Source organism: Citrobacter sp. RHBSTW-00029, assembly GCF_014104295.1.
Classification (GTDB): domain Bacteria; phylum Pseudomonadota; class Gammaproteobacteria; order Enterobacterales; family Enterobacteriaceae; genus Citrobacter; species Citrobacter youngae.
Genome location: NZ_JABXRT010000001.1, coordinates 3,245,032 through 3,262,403, shown reverse-complemented (window position 1 = coordinate 3,262,403; position 17,372 = coordinate 3,245,032). Strand labels below are relative to the sequence as shown.

16 protein-coding genes are annotated in these 17,372 nt (G+C 52.8%); 14 read left to right on the top strand and 2 right to left on the bottom strand.

The window, feature by feature from the left end; all coding sequences use genetic code 11:
- Positions 1 to 18: 18 nt before the first annotated feature.
- The 12 genes from bamA to tilS all read left to right on the top strand — a co-directional run bounded on the left by bamA (position 19) and on the right by tilS (position 15,694).
- Positions 19 to 2,439, top strand: coding sequence for an outer membrane protein assembly factor BamA (gene bamA, locus HV041_RS15970; protein WP_061067279.1), 2,421 nt, complete (start codon positions 19 to 21; stop codon positions 2,437 to 2,439).
- 122 nt (positions 2,440 to 2,561) lie between these two features.
- Complete coding sequence (skp, locus tag HV041_RS15965) at positions 2,562 to 3,047, top strand: molecular chaperone Skp (protein ID WP_005132103.1); 486 nt, start codon at positions 2,562 to 2,564, stop codon at positions 3,045 to 3,047.
- Between the two features lie 3 nt (positions 3,048 to 3,050).
- The gene (gene lpxD, locus HV041_RS15960) at positions 3,051 to 4,076 is read left to right on the top strand and encodes a UDP-3-O-(3-hydroxymyristoyl)glucosamine N-acyltransferase (RefSeq protein ID WP_040230032.1); all 1,026 of its coding nucleotides are present in this window, start codon (positions 3,051 to 3,053) and stop codon (positions 4,074 to 4,076) included.
- A gap of 104 nt (positions 4,077 to 4,180) precedes the next feature.
- Positions 4,181 to 4,636: a 3-hydroxyacyl-ACP dehydratase FabZ gene (fabZ, locus tag HV041_RS15955; RefSeq protein WP_003018528.1), complete on the top strand. Its 456-nt coding sequence runs from the start codon at positions 4,181 to 4,183 to the stop codon at positions 4,634 to 4,636.
- A gap of 3 nt (positions 4,637 to 4,639) precedes the next feature.
- Positions 4,640 to 5,428, top strand: a complete 789-nt coding sequence (gene lpxA, locus HV041_RS15950) for an acyl-ACP--UDP-N-acetylglucosamine O-acyltransferase (protein WP_005132096.1) — start codon at positions 4,640 to 4,642, stop codon at positions 5,426 to 5,428.
- The gene (lpxB, locus tag HV041_RS15945) at positions 5,428 to 6,576 is read left to right on the top strand and encodes a lipid-A-disaccharide synthase (RefSeq protein ID WP_061067280.1); all 1,149 of its coding nucleotides are present in this window, start codon (positions 5,428 to 5,430) and stop codon (positions 6,574 to 6,576) included. Before lpxA ends, lpxB begins: the two co-directional genes overlap by 1 nt.
- Positions 6,573 to 7,169 carry a ribonuclease HII gene (gene rnhB / locus HV041_RS15940; RefSeq protein ID WP_048212642.1) on the top strand — a complete coding sequence of 199 codons (597 nt, stop codon included), beginning with the start codon at positions 6,573 to 6,575 and terminating at the stop codon, positions 7,167 to 7,169. Before lpxB ends, rnhB begins: the two co-directional genes overlap by 4 nt.
- A gap of 24 nt (positions 7,170 to 7,193) precedes the next feature.
- A complete protein-coding gene (gene dnaE, locus HV041_RS15935; RefSeq protein WP_086523582.1) occupies positions 7,194 to 10,676 on the top strand; it encodes a DNA polymerase III subunit alpha in 3,483 nt (1,160 codons plus the stop codon).
- A gap of 12 nt (positions 10,677 to 10,688) precedes the next feature.
- Positions 10,689 to 11,648 (top strand): acetyl-CoA carboxylase carboxyl transferase subunit alpha, encoded by a 960-nt coding sequence (gene accA, locus HV041_RS15930; RefSeq protein WP_061067282.1) that lies wholly within the window; start codon positions 10,689 to 10,691, stop codon positions 11,646 to 11,648.
- A 99-nt stretch (positions 11,649 to 11,747) separates the two neighbouring features.
- Entirely contained in the window at positions 11,748 to 13,886 is a 2,139-nt protein-coding gene (gene ldcC / locus HV041_RS15925) for a lysine decarboxylase LdcC (RefSeq protein ID WP_121584231.1), read from the top strand.
- A gap of 64 nt (positions 13,887 to 13,950) precedes the next feature.
- Positions 13,951 to 14,340 (top strand): VOC family protein, encoded by a 390-nt coding sequence (locus tag HV041_RS15920; protein ID WP_048212638.1) that lies wholly within the window; start codon positions 13,951 to 13,953, stop codon positions 14,338 to 14,340.
- A gap of 61 nt (positions 14,341 to 14,401) precedes the next feature.
- Complete coding sequence (tilS, locus tag HV041_RS15915; RefSeq protein ID WP_121584232.1) at positions 14,402 to 15,694, top strand: tRNA lysidine(34) synthetase TilS; 1,293 nt, start codon at positions 14,402 to 14,404, stop codon at positions 15,692 to 15,694.
- Positions 15,695 to 15,757: 63 nt separating this feature from the next.
- On the opposite strand, the gene rof is transcribed toward tilS, so the two are convergent.
- Positions 15,758 to 16,018, bottom strand: a complete 261-nt coding sequence (rof, locus tag HV041_RS15910; protein WP_003018503.1) for a Rho-binding antiterminator — start codon at positions 16,016 to 16,018, stop codon at positions 15,758 to 15,760.
- Positions 16,005 to 16,205 carry a YaeP family protein gene (locus HV041_RS15905; protein WP_003018499.1) on the bottom strand — a complete coding sequence of 67 codons (201 nt, stop codon included), beginning with the start codon at positions 16,203 to 16,205 and terminating at the stop codon, positions 16,005 to 16,007. Before HV041_RS15905 ends, rof begins: the two co-directional genes overlap by 14 nt.
- 188 nt (positions 16,206 to 16,393) lie before the next feature.
- Here HV041_RS15905 and HV041_RS15900 point away from each other — a divergent pair, with 188 nt between their 5' ends.
- Together HV041_RS15900 and arfB are read left to right on the top strand one after the other, a co-directional pair.
- A complete protein-coding gene (locus HV041_RS15900) occupies positions 16,394 to 16,939 on the top strand; it encodes a YaeQ family protein (RefSeq protein WP_061067286.1) in 546 nt (181 codons plus the stop codon).
- The gene (gene arfB / locus HV041_RS15895) at positions 16,936 to 17,358 is read left to right on the top strand and encodes an alternative ribosome rescue aminoacyl-tRNA hydrolase ArfB (RefSeq protein ID WP_121584233.1); all 423 of its coding nucleotides are present in this window, start codon (positions 16,936 to 16,938) and stop codon (positions 17,356 to 17,358) included. The genes HV041_RS15900 and arfB overlap by 4 nt, the downstream gene beginning before the upstream one ends.
- Positions 17,359 to 17,372: the final 14 nt, after the last annotated feature.

The window sequence follows — 17,372 nt, the reverse complement described above, 5'->3', positions numbered from 1 at the left end:
GAAGAACGCATAATAACGATGGCGATGAAAAAGTTGCTCATAGCGTCGCTGCTGTTTAGCAGCGCCACCGTATACGGTGCTGAAGGGTTCGTAGTGAAGGACATTCATTTCGAAGGCCTACAGCGAGTCGCCGTTGGTGCGGCTCTCCTCAGTATGCCGGTGCGCACAGGCGACACGGTTAATGATGAAGATATCAGTAATACCATTCGTGCTCTGTTCGCCACCGGTAACTTTGAGGATGTCCGCGTCCTGCGCGATGGTGATACCCTTCTGGTTCAGGTAAAAGAACGTCCGACGATTGCCAGCATCACTTTCTCCGGTAACAAATCGGTGAAAGATGACATGCTGAAACAAAACCTCGAGGCGTCTGGCGTACGTGTTGGCGAGTCTCTGGATCGCACAACGCTTGCCGATATCGAAAAAGGTCTGGAAGATTTCTACTATAGCGTCGGTAAATACAGCGCCAGTGTGAAAGCAGTGGTCACGCCGTTGCCGCGTAACCGCGTTGACCTCAAACTGGTCTTCCAGGAAGGCGTTTCGGCGAAGATCCAACAGATCAATATCGTCGGCAACCATGCCTTCACAACCGACGAGCTTATCTCTCACTTCCAACTGCGCGATGAAGTACCGTGGTGGAACGTGGTGGGCGATCGTAAATACCAGAAACAGAAACTGGCGGGCGACCTTGAAACCCTGCGCAGCTACTATCTGGATCGCGGCTATGCTCGCTTCAATATCGATTCCACACAGGTTAGCCTGACGCCGGATAAAAAAGGTATCTACATCACCGTTAACATCACAGAAGGCGAGCAGTACAAGCTTTCTGGGGTCCAGGTGAGTGGTAATCTGGCCGGGCACTCTGCCGAAATTGAGACCCTGACGAAAATCGAACCGGGTGAACTCTATAACGGCACTAAAGTGACCAAAATGGAAGATGATATCAAGAAGCTACTGGGACGCTATGGTTATGCCTACCCGCGTGTACAGTCGCAGCCTGAAATCAACGATGCAGACAAAACCGTTAAATTGCGTGTAAACGTGGATGCGGGTAACCGTTTCTATGTGCGTAAGATCCGTTTTGAAGGTAACGACACCTCGAAAGATTCCGTGCTGCGTCGCGAAATGCGCCAGATGGAAGGTGCCTGGTTGGGCAGCGATCTGGTTGACCAGGGTAAAGAGCGTCTGAACCGTCTGGGTTACTTTGAAACTGTCGATACCGATACTCAACGTGTTCCGGGCAGTCCTGATCAGGTTGATGTGGTTTATAAGGTGAAAGAGCGCAACACCGGTAGCTTTAACTTCGGTGTGGGTTACGGCACTGAAAGTGGCGTGAGCTTCCAGGCGGGCGTTCAGCAGGATAACTGGTTAGGTACCGGTTATTCCGTCGGGATTAGCGGCACCAAAAACGACTATCAGACCTATACTGAGCTGTCTGTCACCAACCCGTACTTCACCGTCGATGGTGTGAGTCTCGGTGGCCGTGTCTTCTATAACGACTTCCAGGCGGATGATGCAGATCTGTCCGACTATACCAACAAAAGCTATGGTACGGACGTAACGCTGGGCTTCCCGGTCAACGAATACAACACGTTGCGTGCAGGCCTGGGTTATGTACATAACAAACTGTCCAACATGCAGCCGCAGATTGCGATGGATCGTTATCTTGAATCCATGGGTGAAGACAATACCAACAGCTTTGCCGCGGATGATTTCACCTTCAACTACGGTTGGACCTACAACAAGCTGGACCGTGGGTATTTCCCTACGGAAGGTACGCGTGTCAACCTGAACGGTAAAGTGACCATCCCGGGTTCTGATAACGAATACTATAAAGCGACGTTGGATACGGCGACCTATGTGCCGATTGATGACGACCACAAATGGGTGGTTTTGGGACGCACCAAGCTGGGTTATGGTGATGGCATTGGCGGCAAAGAGATGCCGTTCTATGAGAACTTCTACGCGGGTGGTTCCAGCACTGTACGTGGCTTCCAGTCAAACACCATTGGTCCAAAAGCAGTCTACTTGCCAGGTGCTAAATCGGATTCCAATTCGAGTAACTATGAAGAGTGCTCGAGAACTGACAATAAACCTTGTCAATCAGACGATGCAGTCGGCGGTAACGCCATGGCTGTAGCGAGCCTGGAATTTATCACACCTACGCCGTTTATCAGCGATAAATATGCTAACTCGGTCCGTACTTCCTTCTTCTGGGATATGGGTACCGTGTGGGATACGAACTGGCAGAATACCGCTGACACCCGTGCAGTTGGCGTGCCAGACTACAGCGATCCGAATAATATCCGTATGTCTGCGGGTATCGCGTTACAATGGATGTCCCCATTGGGGCCGTTGGTTTTCTCCTACGCCCAACCGTTCAAGAAGTACGATGGAGACAAAGCGGAACAGTTCCAGTTTAACATTGGTAAAACCTGGTAATTGTTCTTCGCAAAGGAATGTAGTGGTAGTGTAGCGCTGACTTTAGGCGATCTTGCATGGGATCGCCTGGCCACGCAAAGAACTGCACCTTCGGGTGCAAATGGGATGGTAAGGAGTTAATTGTGAAAAAGTGGTTATTAGCTGCAGGTCTCGGTTTAGCGATGGCAACGTCCGCACAGGCTGCTGACAAAATTGCAATCGTCAACATGGGTAGCCTGTTCCAACAGGTTGCACAGAAGACGGGTGTTTCTACTACGCTGGAAAATGAGTTCAAAGGCCGCGCCAGCGAACTGCAGCGTATGGAATCCGACCTGCAATCTAAAATGCAGCGTCTGCAATCAATGAAAGCAGGCAGCGACCGTACCAAGCTGGAAAAAGACGTAATGGCTCAGCGCCAGACTTTCTCTCAGAAAGCGCAGGCTTTCGAGCAGGATCGTCAACGTCGTTCTAACGAAGAACGCGGCAAGCTGGTTAATCGTATCCAGACAGCTGTGAAATCTGTTGCGAGCAGCCAGAGCATCGATCTGGTTGTTGACGCGAACACCGTTGCATACAACAGCAGCGATGTAAAAGACATCACCGCTGACGTACTGAAACAGGTTAAATAAGTAATGCCTTCAATTCGACTGGCTGATTTAGCAGAGCAGTTGGATGCAGAATTACACGGTGATGGCGATATCGTCATCACCGGCGTAGCGTCCATGCAATCTGCGCAAACTGGCAATATCACGTTCATGGTGAATCCAAAGTACCGTGAGCACCTGAGTGCATGCCAGGCTTCTGCCGTTGTGATGACGCAGGACTCCCTTCCATTTGCTAAGAGTGCTGTGCTGGTAGTGAAGAATCCCTACCTGACCTATGCACGAATGGCGCAAATTTTAGATACCACGCCTCAGCCTGCGCAAAATATTGCACCGAGTGCAGTAATCGATGCGACGGCGAAGTTGGGTAACAATGTTTCTGTGGGCGCGAATGCGGTCATTGAGTCTGGCGTAGAACTGGGCGATAACGTGGTTATCGGCGCAGGTTGCTTCGTTGGAAAAAACACAAAAATCGGCGCAGGTTCACGCTTGTGGGCGAATGTGACGATTTACCACGACATTCAGATCGGTGAAAATTGCCTGATCCAGTCCAGCACCGTTGTCGGATCCGATGGATTTGGTTACGCGAACGATCGCGGGAACTGGGTGAAGATCCCTCAATTGGGTCGCGTGATTATTGGCGATCGTGTTGAGATTGGCGCATGTACCACCATTGACCGTGGTGCGCTGGACGATACGGTGATCGGTAATGGTGTTATCATTGATAACCAGTGCCAGATTGCGCATAACGTCGTGATTGGCGACAATACGGCTGTAGCCGGTGGCGTCATTATGGCGGGTAGCCTGAAGATTGGCCGTTACTGCATGATTGGCGGCGCCAGCGTGATTAATGGGCATATGGAAATATGCGACAAAGTCACGGTAACTGGCATGGGTATGGTGATGCGTCCTATCACTGAACCGGGCGTCTACTCCTCAGGCATTCCGCTACAACCCAACAAGGTATGGCGTAAAACAGCTGCACTGGTGATGAATATTGATGATATGAGCAAGCGTCTCAAAGCGATTGAGCGCAAGGTTAATCAACAAGACTAAAACATCGTTTTACGCATGTCTGACTTTACGGCCTGTCACATTCCTGGGATTGCGGCAGGCCGTGTTATTATTGCCTTTTAGTATATTTAGACAGGAAGAGTATTTTGACTACTAACACTCATACTCTGCATATTGAAGAGATTTTAGAACTTCTGCCGCACCGTTTTCCGTTTTTACTGGTAGACCGCGTGCTGGATTTTGAAGAAGGTCGTTTTCTGCGCGCAGTGAAAAATGTATCCGTTAACGAGCCTTTCTTTCAGGGCCACTTCCCGGGTAAACCGATTTTTCCTGGCGTGTTGATTCTGGAAGCGATGGCGCAGGCCACGGGTATTCTGGCGTTTAAAAGCGTAGGAAAACTGGAACCGGGCGAACTGTATTATTTCGCCGGTATTGATGAAGCACGCTTTAAGCGTCCCGTCGTGCCTGGCGATCAGATGATCATGGAAGTGACTTTCGAGAAAACGCGCCGCGGCCTGACCCGTTTCAAAGGGGTTGCGCTGGTCGACGGTAAAGTTGTGTGCGAAGCAACGATGATGTGTGCCCGTAGCCGGGAGGCCTGATACGTGATTGATAAATCCGCCTTTATTCACCCAACAGCCATTGTCGAAGACGGCGCCAGCATTGGCGCGAATGCTCACATTGGCCCATTTTGTATTGTTGGACCCCATGTTGAAATTGGTGAGGGTACCGTACTGAAGTCTCACGTTGTCGTGAATGGCCATACAAAAATTGGTCGCGATAACGAGATTTATCAGTTTGCCTCCATTGGCGAAGTAAACCAGGATTTGAAGTATGCTGGTGAACCGACCCGTGTGGAAATTGGCGATCGCAACCGCATTCGCGAAAGCGTCACCATTCATCGTGGCACAGTGCAAGGCGGTGGGTTGACGAAGGTGGGCAGCGATAACTTACTGATGATTAACGCACACGTTGCGCATGATTGTACGGTAGGTAACCGCTGCATTCTGGCGAATAACGCGACACTTGCCGGACATGTTTCACTTGATGATTTTGTTATCATCGGCGGCATGACCGCAGTGCATCAGTTCTGCATTATTGGTGCACACGTGATGGTGGGTGGCTGCTCTGGCGTAGCCCAGGACGTCCCGCCATACGTTATCGCCCAGGGCAACCACGCGACGCCATTTGGCGTTAACATCGAAGGTCTGAAACGCCGCGGATTCACCCGTGAAGCCATTACTGCGATCCGCAACGCCTATAAAGCGTTGTACCGCAGCGGTAAAACGCTTGAGGAAGTGAAACCGGAAATCGCCGAACTGGCGAAGCAGTACCCCGATGTTCAGGCTTTTAGTGACTTCTTTGAACGCTCAACGCGTGGTCTGATTCGTTAATGACTGAGCAGCGTCCTTTAACGATTGCCCTTGTCGCCGGAGAAACCTCCGGCGATATTCTTGGTGCCGGTTTAATTCGTGCACTCAAGGCTCGTGTTCCCAATGCGCGGTTTGTTGGCGTTGCGGGTCCATTGATGCAGGCGGAAGGCTGTGAAGCCTGGTACGAAATGGAAGAACTGGCAGTAATGGGCATTGTAGAAGTGCTCGGGCGCCTGCGCCGTTTACTGCATATCCGTGCCGATCTCACTCGCCGATTCACCGACCTTAAGCCGGATGTTTTCGTCGGGATTGATGCGCCTGATTTCAACATTACCCTCGAAGGCAACCTGAAATCGCAGGGCATAAAAACTATTCATTACGTCAGTCCTTCTGTGTGGGCCTGGCGACAGAAACGCGTTTTCAAAATAGGCAGATCCACCAATATGGTGCTGGCCTTTCTGCCTTTCGAAAAAGCGTTTTATGACAAATTTAACGTCCCGTGCCGCTTCATCGGCCACACTATGGCGGATGCCATGCCGCTGGATCCGGATAAAAACGCAGCGCGTGATGTGTTAGGCATTCCTCATGATGCTCACTGCCTGGCGCTTTTGCCTGGGAGTCGCGGTGCAGAAGTGGAGATGCTCAGCGCCGATTTTCTGAAAACGGCGCAGCTATTACGTCAGCATTATCCGGATCTCGAAGTCGTCGTGCCGTTGGTCAATGCCAAACGGCGCGAGCAATTTGAACGTATCAAGGCTGAGGTTGCCCCGGAACTTTCCGTGCATATGCTCAATGGAATGGGACGCGAAGCAATGGTCGCCAGTGATGCTGCGCTGTTGGCCTCTGGCACGGCTGCACTGGAATGTATGCTGGCGAAATGCCCGATGGTGGTTGGCTACCGTATGAAACCTTTCACTTTCTGGTTGGCAAAACGTCTGGTGAAGACTGATTACGTTTCGCTACCTAACCTGCTGGCGGGAAGAGAACTGGTTAAAGAGCTGTTGCAGGATGAATGTGAGCCGCAGGCGCTGGCGCACGCGTTGCTGCCTCTGTTGGCGAACGGTAAAACCAGCCATGCGATGCACGACACGTTCCGCGAATTGCACCAGCAGATCCGTTGCAATGCGGATGAGCAGGCGGCGGATGCAGTCCTGGAGTTAGCACAATGATTGAATTTGTTTATCCACATACGCATTTGGTAGCGGGTGTGGATGAAGTTGGACGTGGTCCATTGGTTGGCGCGGTAGTGACTGCCGCGGTCATTCTGGATCCGGCTCGTCCTATTATTGGTCTGAACGACTCAAAAAAACTGTCGGAAAAGCGTCGTCTGTCACTTTACGATGAAATCAAAGAAAAAGCGTTAAGCTGGAGTTTGGGTCGTGCGGAACCGCATGAAATCGACGAGCTGAACATTTTGCATGCCACCATGCTGGCGATGCAGCGTGCGGTTGCGGGTTTGCATATTGCGCCGGAATACGTACTGATTGACGGCAATCGTTGCCCGGCATTACCGATGCCGTCAATGGCGGTGGTCAAAGGTGATAGCCGCGTGGCGGAGATTAGCGCTGCGTCGATACTGGCAAAAGTCACCCGTGACGCTGAAATGGCGGCGCTGGATACGGTTTTCCCGCAGTATGGCTTTGCACAGCACAAAGGTTATCCGACCGCTTTTCATCTGGAAAAGTTGGCACTGCATGGCGCAACAGAGCACCATCGCCGTAGTTTTGGCCCCGTCAAACGCGCACTGGGACTCACGTCCTGATTCTTGTGTCGAAGGAATCTGAAGATGTCTGAACCTCGTTTCGTCCACCTGCGGGTGCACAGCGACTACTCCATGATCGATGGGCTGGCGAAAACCGGGCCGCTGGTGAAAAAGGCGGCCGCGTTGGGCATGCCTGCGCTGGCGATCACCGATTTTACCAACCTGTGTGGTCTGGTGAAGTTTTACGGAGCGGGTCATGGCGCAGGTATTAAGCCGATTGTTGGCGCAGATTTTCATGTCCGTAGCGAACTATTGGGTGATGAACTCACGCAACTGACTGTACTGGCTGCTAATAATACGGGCTACCAGAACCTGACGTTGTTGATATCAAAAGCCTATCAGCGCGGCTATGGTGCAGAAGGGCCGGTGATCGACAGAGACTGGCTGGTTGAGCTAAAAGACGGGTTAATCTTGCTTTCCGGCGGCCGTATGGGCGACGTCGGACGCAGCCTGTTGCGTGGGAACAACGCACTGGTCGACGAGTGCGTGGCGTTTTATGAAGAGCATTTCCCTGATTGCTACTTCCTTGAGCTGATCCGTACCGGTCGACAGGATGAAGAAAATTACCTGCATGCTGCAGTAGCGCTGGCCGAAACACGCGGCCTGCCGGTGGTCGCGACCAACGATGTTCGCTTCCTTGAAACCGGTGACTTTGACGCGCATGAAATCCGCGTAGCAATCCACGACGGGTTCACTCTTGATGATCCCAAACGCCCGCGTAACTATTCGCCGCAGCAGTACATGCGCAGTGAAGAGGAGATGTGCGAGCTGTTCTCCGATATCCCGGAAGCGCTGGAAAACACCGTCGAGATTGCCAAACGTTGCAACGTGACGGTGCGCCTGGGTGAATACTTCCTGCCGCAGTTCCCGACTGGCGACATGACCACCGAGGATTTCCTCGTCGCGAAATCGCGTGAAGGCCTGGAAGAACGTCTGGAATTTTTGTTCCCCGATCCTGAAGTTCGCGCGCAGAAGCGCCCGCCTTATGATGAACGTCTGGAAGTTGAACTTAAAGTTATCAACCAGATGGGCTTCCCGGGTTACTTCCTGATCGTAATGGAATTTATCCAGTGGTCGAAAGATAACGGTGTACCGGTAGGCCCTGGACGTGGTTCCGGTGCAGGCTCGCTGGTGGCCTACGCGCTGAAAATTACCGACCTTGATCCGCTGGAATTCGACCTGCTGTTCGAACGTTTCCTGAACCCGGAACGTGTCTCAATGCCCGACTTCGACGTTGACTTCTGTATGGAGAAACGCGACCAGGTCATCGAACACGTGGCGGAAATGTACGGTCGTGATGCGGTTTCGCAGATTATTACCTTCGGTACGATGGCGGCAAAAGCGGTTATCCGCGACGTGGGCCGCGTACTGGGTCACCCGTATGGCTTTGTTGACCGTATTTCGAAACTGGTGCCGCCCGATCCGGGCATGACGCTGGCTAAAGCCTTTGAAGCCGAACCTCAACTGCCGGAAATCTATGAGGCAGATGAAGAGGTTAGAGCGCTTATTGATATGGCGCGCAAGCTGGAAGGTGTCACGCGTAACGCGGGTAAGCACGCCGGTGGCGTGGTTATCGCACCGACCAAAATTACCGATTTTGCGCCGCTGTACTGCGATGAGCAGGGGCTGCACCCGGTTACCCAGTTTGATAAGAACGACGTGGAATACGCCGGCCTGGTGAAATTCGATTTCCTCGGTCTGCGTACGCTCACCATCATTAACTGGGCGCTGGAGATGATCAACGCGCGGCGTGAGAAGAACGGCGAACCGCCGCTGGATATCGCCGCGATTCCGCTGGACGACAAGAAAAGTTTTGACATGCTGCAACGCTCGGAGACAACAGCCGTCTTCCAGCTTGAATCCCGCGGCATGAAAGATCTGATCAAACGTCTGCAGCCTGACTGCTTCGAAGATATGATAGCCCTGGTGGCCCTGTTCCGACCGGGTCCGCTACAGTCAGGGATGGTAGATAACTTTATCGACCGTAAGCATGGCCGTGAAGAGATTTCCTACCCGGACGTACAATGGCAGCATGAGTGTCTGAAACCGGTACTGGAGCCGACCTACGGCATTATCCTGTATCAGGAACAGGTTATGCAGATTGCCCAGGAGCTGTCCGGATACACCCTTGGCGGCGCGGATATGCTGCGTCGTGCGATGGGTAAGAAAAAGCCGGAAGAGATGGCCAAGCAGCGCGGCACCTTTGAAGAGGGGGCGAAAAAGCGCGGCGTAGACGGCGAACTGGCGATGAAAATCTTTGACCTGGTGGAGAAATTCGCCGGTTACGGATTTAACAAATCGCACTCCGCTGCCTATGCGCTGGTTTCTTACCAGACGCTGTGGCTGAAGGCGCATTATCCTGCCGAGTTTATGGCGGCGGTAATGACCGCCGATATGGATAACACAGAGAAAGTCGTCGGACTGGTGGATGAATGCTGGCGCATGGGGCTCAAAATCCTGCCGCCGGACATCAACTCCGGGCTTTATCATTTTCACGTGAATGATGATGGCGAGATTGTCTACGGCATCGGCGCGATAAAAGGCGTGGGTGAAGGGCCAATTGAGGCTATTATTGAGGCGCGAAATGAAGGTGGTTACTTCCGCGAGCTGTTTGATCTCTGTGCGCGTACGGATATCAAAAAACTCAACCGCCGGGTGCTGGAAAAGCTAATCATGTCCGGGGCGTTTGACCGCCTTGGTCCGCATCGCGCTGCGTTGATGAACTCGCTCAGCGATGCCCTAAAAGCCGCCGATCAGCATGCGAAAGCCGAGGCAATTGGTCAGGCTGATATGTTTGGCGTACTGGCGGAAGAGCCGGAACAAATTGAACAGTCTTATGCCAACTGTACGCCGTGGCCGGAGCAGGTGGTATTAGACGGTGAGCGTGAAACGTTAGGTCTTTACCTGACGGGACATCCTATCAATCAGTATTTAAAAGAAATTGAGCGCTATGTTGGAGGCCACAGGCTGAAAGACATGCATCCGACAGAACGTGGTAAAGTCACCACGGCTGCGGGGCTCGTCATTGCTGCGCGGGTAATGGTCACCAAGCGCGGCAATCGTATCGGCATCTGTACACTGGATGACCGTTCCGGGCGTCTGGAAGTGATGTTATTTACCGATGCTCTGGATAAATACCAGCAATTGCTGGAAAAAGACCGCATACTTATCGTCAGCGGACAGGTCAGCTTTGATGACTTCAGCGGCGGGCTTAAAATGATGGCCCGTGAAGTCATGGATATTGACGAAGCCCGGGAAAAATATGCTCGCGGGCTTGCTATCTCGCTGACGGACAGGCAAATTGATGACCAGCTTTTAAACCGACTCCGTCAGTCTCTGGAACCCCACCGCTCGGGGACAATTCCAGTACATCTCTACTATCAGAGGGCGGATGCGCGTGCGCGTTTGCGTTTTGGCGCAACGTGGCGTGTCTCTCCGAGCGATCGTTTGCTAAACGATCTCCGTGGCCTTATTGGTTCGGAGCAGGTGGAACTGGAGTTTGACTAATACAGGAATACTATGAGTCTGAATTTCCTTGATTTTGAACAGCCGATTGCAGAGCTGGAAGCAAAAATCGATTCTCTGACTGCGGTTAGCCGTCAGGATGAGAAACTGGATATTAACATCGATGAAGAAGTGCATCGTCTGCGTGAAAAAAGCGTAGAACTGACGCGTAAAATCTTCGCCGATCTTGGCGCATGGCAGGTAGCCCAACTGGCGCGCCATCCACAGCGTCCGTACACCCTGGATTATGTCCGCCTGGCATTTGATGAATTTGATGAGCTGGCGGGCGATCGTGCCTATGCGGATGATAAAGCTATCGTCGGCGGCATCGCGCGTCTGGATGGCCGTCCGGTGATGATCATTGGTCATCAGAAAGGCCGTGAGACCAAAGAAAAAATCCGTCGTAATTTCGGCATGCCAGCGCCGGAAGGTTATCGCAAAGCGCTGCGTCTGATGGAAATGGCTGAACGTTTCAATATGCCGATCATTACCTTCATCGACACCCCAGGGGCATACCCGGGCGTGGGCGCGGAAGAGCGTGGCCAGTCTGAAGCGATTGCGCGCAACCTGCGTGAAATGTCGCGTCTGAGCGTGCCGGTTATCTGTACCGTAATCGGTGAAGGTGGCTCCGGCGGCGCGCTGGCGATCGGCGTGGGTGATAAAGTGAATATGCTGCAGTACAGCACCTATTCCGTTATCTCTCCGGAAGGCTGCGCCTCCATTTTGTGGAAAAGCGCCGACAAAGCGCCGCTGGCCGCAGAAGCGATGGGCATCATCGCCCCGCGTCTGAAAGAGCTGAAGCTGATTGACTCTATCATCCCGGAACCGTTGGGCGGCGCCCATCGTAACCCGGAAGTGATGGCTGCATCCCTGAAAGCACAGCTGCTGGCCGATCTCGCCGATCTCGACGTGTTAAGCAAAGAAGATTTGAAAAACCGTCGTTACCAGCGTCTGATGAGCTATGGTTACGCGTAAACTGCATTAATTCTGAAAAGGGCCACAACGCTGTGGCCCTTTTTTTTACCTGCAGTTTGACCAGGCTATGCTTAACTAAGGTTTTTCCAGGAGGAACGCATGAATATCATTGCCATCATGGGACCGCATGGCGTCTTTTATAAAGATGAGCCCATCAAGGAACTTGAACGTGCACTGCAGCAGCAGGGGTTTCAGATTATCTGGCCGCAGAATAGCGTCGATCTGCTGAAGTTTATCGAACATAACCCGCGAATTTGCGGCGTCATTTTTGACTGGGATGAATACAGTCTGGAGCTGTGCAGCGACATCAACCAGCTCAACGAGTATCTCCCGCTCTACGCTTTTATTAATACCCATTCGACGATGGATGTCAGCGCACACGACCTGCGCATGGCGCTGTGGTTCTTTGAGTACGCATTGGGCCAGTCTGACGATATTGCTACGCGTATTCGCCAGTACACCAATGAATATCTCGACAACATTACGCCACCTTTTACCAAAGCGCTGTTTACCTATGTGAAGGAAGGGAAGTATACCTTCTGCACGCCTGGGCACATGGCGGGAACGGCGTACCAGAAAAGTCCTGTCGGCTGCCTGTTCTATGATTTCTTTGGCGGTAATACGCTGAAAGCCGACGTGTCCATTTCGGTGACCGAGCTGGGCTCATTGCTTGATCATACCGGTCCGCACCTGGAAGCGGAGGAGTATATCGCGCGTACTTTTGGTGCCGAGCAGAGCTATATGGTGACCAACGGCACCTCGACATCGAACAAGATTGTCGGTATGTATGCTGCACCTGCAGGCAGTACGCTCCTGATTGACCGCAACTGCCATAAGTCACTGGCGCATTTGCTGATGATGAGTGATGTGGTGCCAATCTGGCTGAAGCCTACGCGTAACGCGCTGGGGATCCTCGGTGGTATACCCCGTCGGGAATTTACCCACGCAAGCATTGAACGCAAAGTTGAGGAAACCAATCAGGCGCAATGGCCGGTCCACGCGGTGATCACCAACTCCACCTATGATGGCCTGTTGTATAACACCAACTGGATCAAACAAACGCTGGATGTGCCCTCCATCCATTTTGATTCAGCCTGGGTGCCGTATACCCATTTTCATCCGATCTATCAGGGGAAAAGCGGGATGAGCGGCGAACGGGTACCGGGAAAGGTGATTTTTGAAACCCAGTCCACCCACAAGATGCTGGCGGCGTTGTCACAGGCTTCGCTGATCCACATTAAGGGCGACTATGATGAAGACACGTTCAACGAAGCCTTTATGATGCACACCTCCACGTCTCCGAGCTACCCGATTGTGGCATCGATAGAAACGGCGGCGGCAATGCTGCGTGGCAATTCAGGTAAGCGGTTAATCAATCGTTCGGTGGAACGGGCGCTGCATTTCCGTAAAGAAGTGCAGCGTCTGCGTGAAGAGTCAGATGGCTGGTTCTTTGACATCTGGCAGCCGGAAAGGGTGGATGAAGCAGAGTGCTGGCCGGTAGCGCCAGGTGAAGACTGGCACGGATTTGTCGATGCTGACGCCGACCACATGTTCCTCGACCCGGTGAAAGTGACCATTCTGACGCCGGGAATGGATGAACAGGGAAATATGAGCGAAGAGGGGATCCCCGCAGCGCTGGTGGCGAAATTCCTCGATGAACGCGGCGTCGTCGTCGAGAAAACGGGACCGTATAACCTGTTGTTCCTGTTCAGCATTGGTATTGATAAAACCCGGGCGATGGGGTTGCTGCGCGGCCTGACGGAATTTAAACGTTCATACGACCTGAATTTACGCGTGAAAAATATGCTGCCGGATCTGTATGCCGAAGATCCTGATTTCTATCGTAATATGCGTATTCAGGATCTGGCGCAGGGGATCCATCAGTTGATCCGCCAGCACGATCTCTCCGGGCTGATGCTGCGGGCATTTGATACCTTACCGGAAATGAAAATGACACCTCACCAGGCCTGGCAGCGGCAGATCAAGGGTGAAGTCGAAACGGTAGCACTTGATCAACTGGTGGGGCGCGTTTCCGCCAATATGATCCTGCCTTACCCTCCCGGTGTGCCGCTACTGATGCCCGGAGAAATGATCACTGCCAAAAGCCGCGCTGTACTCGATTTCCTGCTGATGCTGTGCTCGGTGGGGCAGCGCTACCCTGGATTTGAAACCGATATCCATGGCGCTAAACTGGGTGAGGACGGCGTGTATCGTGTGAGAGTCCTGAAAATGGCATAACGACTTGCCTGAACCCGTTGCGCACGAGTAACGTGCTGAGAGTAAAATTAAAGAGGCGAAGAGCATGCTGGGGTTAAAACAGGTTCACCATATTGCCATTATTGCGACGGACTACAGGGCCAGTAAGGCATTTTACTGCGATGTATTAGGTTTCACGTTAATGAGCGAAGCCTACCGGGAAGAGCGTGACTCCTGGAAAGGCGATCTGGCGCTGAACGGCCAGTACGTGATTGAGCTGTTTTCTTTTCCGTTTCCGCCTTGCCGCCCGAGTCGACCGGAAGCCTGCGGTTTACGCCATCTGGCGTTCAGCGTCGAGGATGTGGAAAAGTCGATTGCTCATCTTGAAGCCCATCATGTGAAATGTGAGCCGGTGCGCATCGATCCGTTTACCGGCAAACGCTTTACGTTTTTTAACGATCCAGACGGATTACCGCTTGAACTGTACGAGCTGTAAGGCTTGTCATTGTGGCGTTAGCCCGGTAACGTGCCGGGCAATGCTATTGTAAGCAATCATTATGACGACACTTACACTGAACACTTCACTTCTGAACACTAACGCGATCCTCGTTGCCTTTAGCGGCGGCCTCGACTCTACCGTACTACTGCATCAGTTGGTGCTGTGGCGAGCGCAGCATCCTGATGTCGCCCTACGCGCAATCCATATTCATCACGGATTAAGCCCGCACGCAGACAGTTGGGTACAGCACTGTGAGTCGGTATGTGCGCAGTGGCAGGTGCCGCTGGTGGTTGAACGGATCCATCTTGAGGATGATGGTCTGGGCATCGAAGCCCAGGCGCGACGCGCGCGCTATCAGGCGTTTGCGCAGACCTTACTACCGGGCGAGGTGCTGATGACCGCACAGCATCTCGATGACCAGTGTGAAACCTTTCTGCTGGCGCTTAAGCGCGGCAGTGGTCCTGCCGGACTTTCCGCCATGGGGGAAAGCTATCCGTTTGCCGGAACCCAACTGATTCGACCGCTGCTGGCGCAAACGCGAGAGGCGCTTGAAGCATGGGCACGGCAGCATGAATTATGCTGGATTGAAGATGAAAGCAATCAGGATGATACCTACGATCGCAATTTCCTCAGATTGCGCGTTACCCCATTGCTCCAACAGCGCTGGCCGCACTTCGCGCAAGCCACTGCTCGCAGCGCCGCGCTGTGCGCCGAGCAGGAGAGTTTATTGGATGAACTGCTGGCCAGCGATTTAGCCGATTGCATCACATCCCGCGGAACACTGTTACTGACGCCATTAATGATGATGAGCGGCGTGCGGCGTGCCGCGCTGCTTCGTCGCTGGCTGGCGGGGTTAAATGCGCCGATGCCTTCCCGTGATGGGCTGGAACGTATCTGGCAGGAAGTGGCACTGGCGCGGGAAGATGCGTCACCAAGTTTTCGCCTCGGGGAGTACGAGGTCCGTCGTTATCAGTCACAGCTGTGGTGGGTGAAGTCAGTCGATGGGCAAAGCGAAACTGTTATCCCGTGGTTAGAGTGGAAAACACCGTTGGCGCTGCCTGCCGGATTGGGTTCGGTTCAGTTAATCTCTGCGGGTGATTTGCGCTTGCCGCAAGCGGATGAAGTCGTCAGTATCCGTTTTAAAGCGCCAGGGGTATTGCATATTGTCGGGCGTAACGGCGGACGGAAATTAAAGAAAATCTGGCAGGAGCAGGGGATCCCGCCCTGGCGACGAGATATCACACCGCTGCTGTTTTACGGCGAAACGTTGATTGCGGCTGCGGGTGTTTTCGTGACGCGTGAGGGGGCGGCGGAAGGCGAAGAAGGCGTGAGTCTGGTATGGCATGCCTGATGGTGCTGCGCTTAACAGGCCTACGTATCACATGGAAAGCAGGCCGGATAAGGCGAAAAAAAGTTAAGATTCGCTGACCACCACGGTACCGATCTGCGGGTGGCTGAAGCTGGCAATTTTGTCGAGACGAAGCTCCCGGGTTTCACCTGCGACATCTGCGACCAGATACTCCACGTTTTTGCGTGAAACCAGGTCGTTCGCTTTCGCCTGCAAAACTTCGCCATCTTTTAGTGCCAGCGTCAGTAACAAATGGTGCTGGCAGGCGAGTTCAAGATTGTCGTAATCATCGCAGTTGATGGGTTGATACGTTTCATTCATTGACATAATCGCTCACCAGTAAGTTCGCGGCAGCATACGCCGCTTTTTCCCTGACCGACTCTGGAAGGGCGCTGTCTGCCGCCACTTCATTAAGCACCTTCAATACGCAACCCAGCGCATCCGGGATATACCCTAAGTCTCCGCTGGCGATTTCCGCGTACCGCTTGCGTATTAACTCACAATATTTTTCCACATGCCCTCCTGTCAGCACTCTGACTTAACCGTGGATGCAAGTCTAAGCCTACGAAGATAAACTCTGTTTAGCAAGGTGACTATACCATACTCATTCAAGCAATATCAGCGCCTTGATAGAGGAGCAGTTAGCAGCCTTTTGCCGCAGTTTTCGCTACAATGTGCGCCTGATTCGAAAGGAGTTCTCTCATGGCGCTTAAAGCGACAATTTATAAAGCCGTCGTCAACGTAGCGGATCTTGACCGCAACCAGTTCCTTGACGCGACATTGACGCTGGCGCGTCACCCTTCAGAAACCCAGGAACGCATGATGTTGCGTCTGTTGGCATGGATTAAATATGCTGACGAGCGGCTGCAATTCACGCGGGGTTTAAGCGCTGAAGACGAACCCGAAGCATGGTTGCGCAACGACCACCTGGGCATTGATCTCTGGATTGAACTCGGCTTGCCGGATGAGCGTCGCATTAAGAAGGCGTGTACCCAGTCTGCTGAAGTCGCTTTGTTTGCCTATAACAGCCGTGCAGCGCAAATCTGGTGGCAGCAGAACCAAAGCAAATGCGCGCAGTTTAAGAATCTTACCGTGTGGTATCTGGATGATGAACAACTGGCACAACTGAGTGACTTTGCCGGTCGTACAATGGCGCTACAGGCGACTATTCAGGATGGCGCTATCTGGCTGTCTGATTCTCAGAATAATCTGGAAATTCACCTGACCACGTGGCAGCCGCGTTCATGATTGTTATCTCCCGAAATGTCTCTATCCCAGATAACGAGCTGGAAATCACGGCGATTCGGGCACAGGGTGCAGGTGGACAGCACGTTAATAAGACCTCGACGGCTATCCATTTGCGCTTTGACATTCGGGCCTCTGGCCTGCCAGAGTATTACAAGGAACGCCTGTTGGCTGCCAGTCATCATCTGATTACAGGCGATGGCGTGATTATTATTAAGGCGCAGGAATACCGTAGCCAGGAGTTGAACCGGGAAGCGGCAATCTCCCGACTGGTGGCGGTGATAAAAGAATTAACCGCAGTGCAAAAAAGCCGACAGGCAACTCGCCCTACACGCGCCTCGAAAGAGCGCAGGTTGTCATCGAAGGCGCAAAAATCCACAGTGAAAGCACTGCGTGGGAGAGTTCGTCGAACGCAAGACTGACGAGCGGGAATAAA

Excerpts from the sequence above, each read along its gene's own strand:
- bamA (WP_061067279.1), top strand. The coding sequence starts at position 19 with ATGGCGATGAAAAAGTTGCTCATAGCGTCGCTGCTGTTTAGCAGCGCC.
- lpxD (WP_040230032.1), top strand. The coding sequence starts at position 3,051 with ATGCCTTCAATTCGACTGGCTGATTTAGCAGAGCAGTTGGATGCAGAA.
- lpxB (WP_061067280.1), top strand. The coding sequence starts at position 5,428 with ATGACTGAGCAGCGTCCTTTAACGATTGCCCTTGTCGCCGGAGAAACC.
- rnhB (WP_048212642.1), top strand. The coding sequence starts at position 6,573 with ATGATTGAATTTGTTTATCCACATACGCATTTGGTAGCGGGTGTGGAT.
- dnaE (WP_086523582.1), top strand. The coding sequence starts at position 7,194 with ATGTCTGAACCTCGTTTCGTCCACCTGCGGGTGCACAGCGACTACTCC.
- accA (WP_061067282.1), top strand. The coding sequence starts at position 10,689 with ATGAGTCTGAATTTCCTTGATTTTGAACAGCCGATTGCAGAGCTGGAA.
- ldcC (WP_121584231.1), top strand. The coding sequence starts at position 11,748 with ATGAATATCATTGCCATCATGGGACCGCATGGCGTCTTTTATAAAGAT.
- HV041_RS15920 (WP_048212638.1), top strand. The coding sequence starts at position 13,951 with ATGCTGGGGTTAAAACAGGTTCACCATATTGCCATTATTGCGACGGAC.
- tilS (WP_121584232.1), top strand. The coding sequence starts at position 14,402 with ATGACGACACTTACACTGAACACTTCACTTCTGAACACTAACGCGATC.
- rof (WP_003018503.1), bottom strand. The coding sequence starts at position 16,018 with ATGTCAATGAATGAAACGTATCAACCCATCAACTGCGATGATTACGAC.
- HV041_RS15900 (WP_061067286.1), top strand. The coding sequence starts at position 16,394 with ATGGCGCTTAAAGCGACAATTTATAAAGCCGTCGTCAACGTAGCGGAT.
- arfB (WP_121584233.1), top strand. The coding sequence starts at position 16,936 with ATGATTGTTATCTCCCGAAATGTCTCTATCCCAGATAACGAGCTGGAA.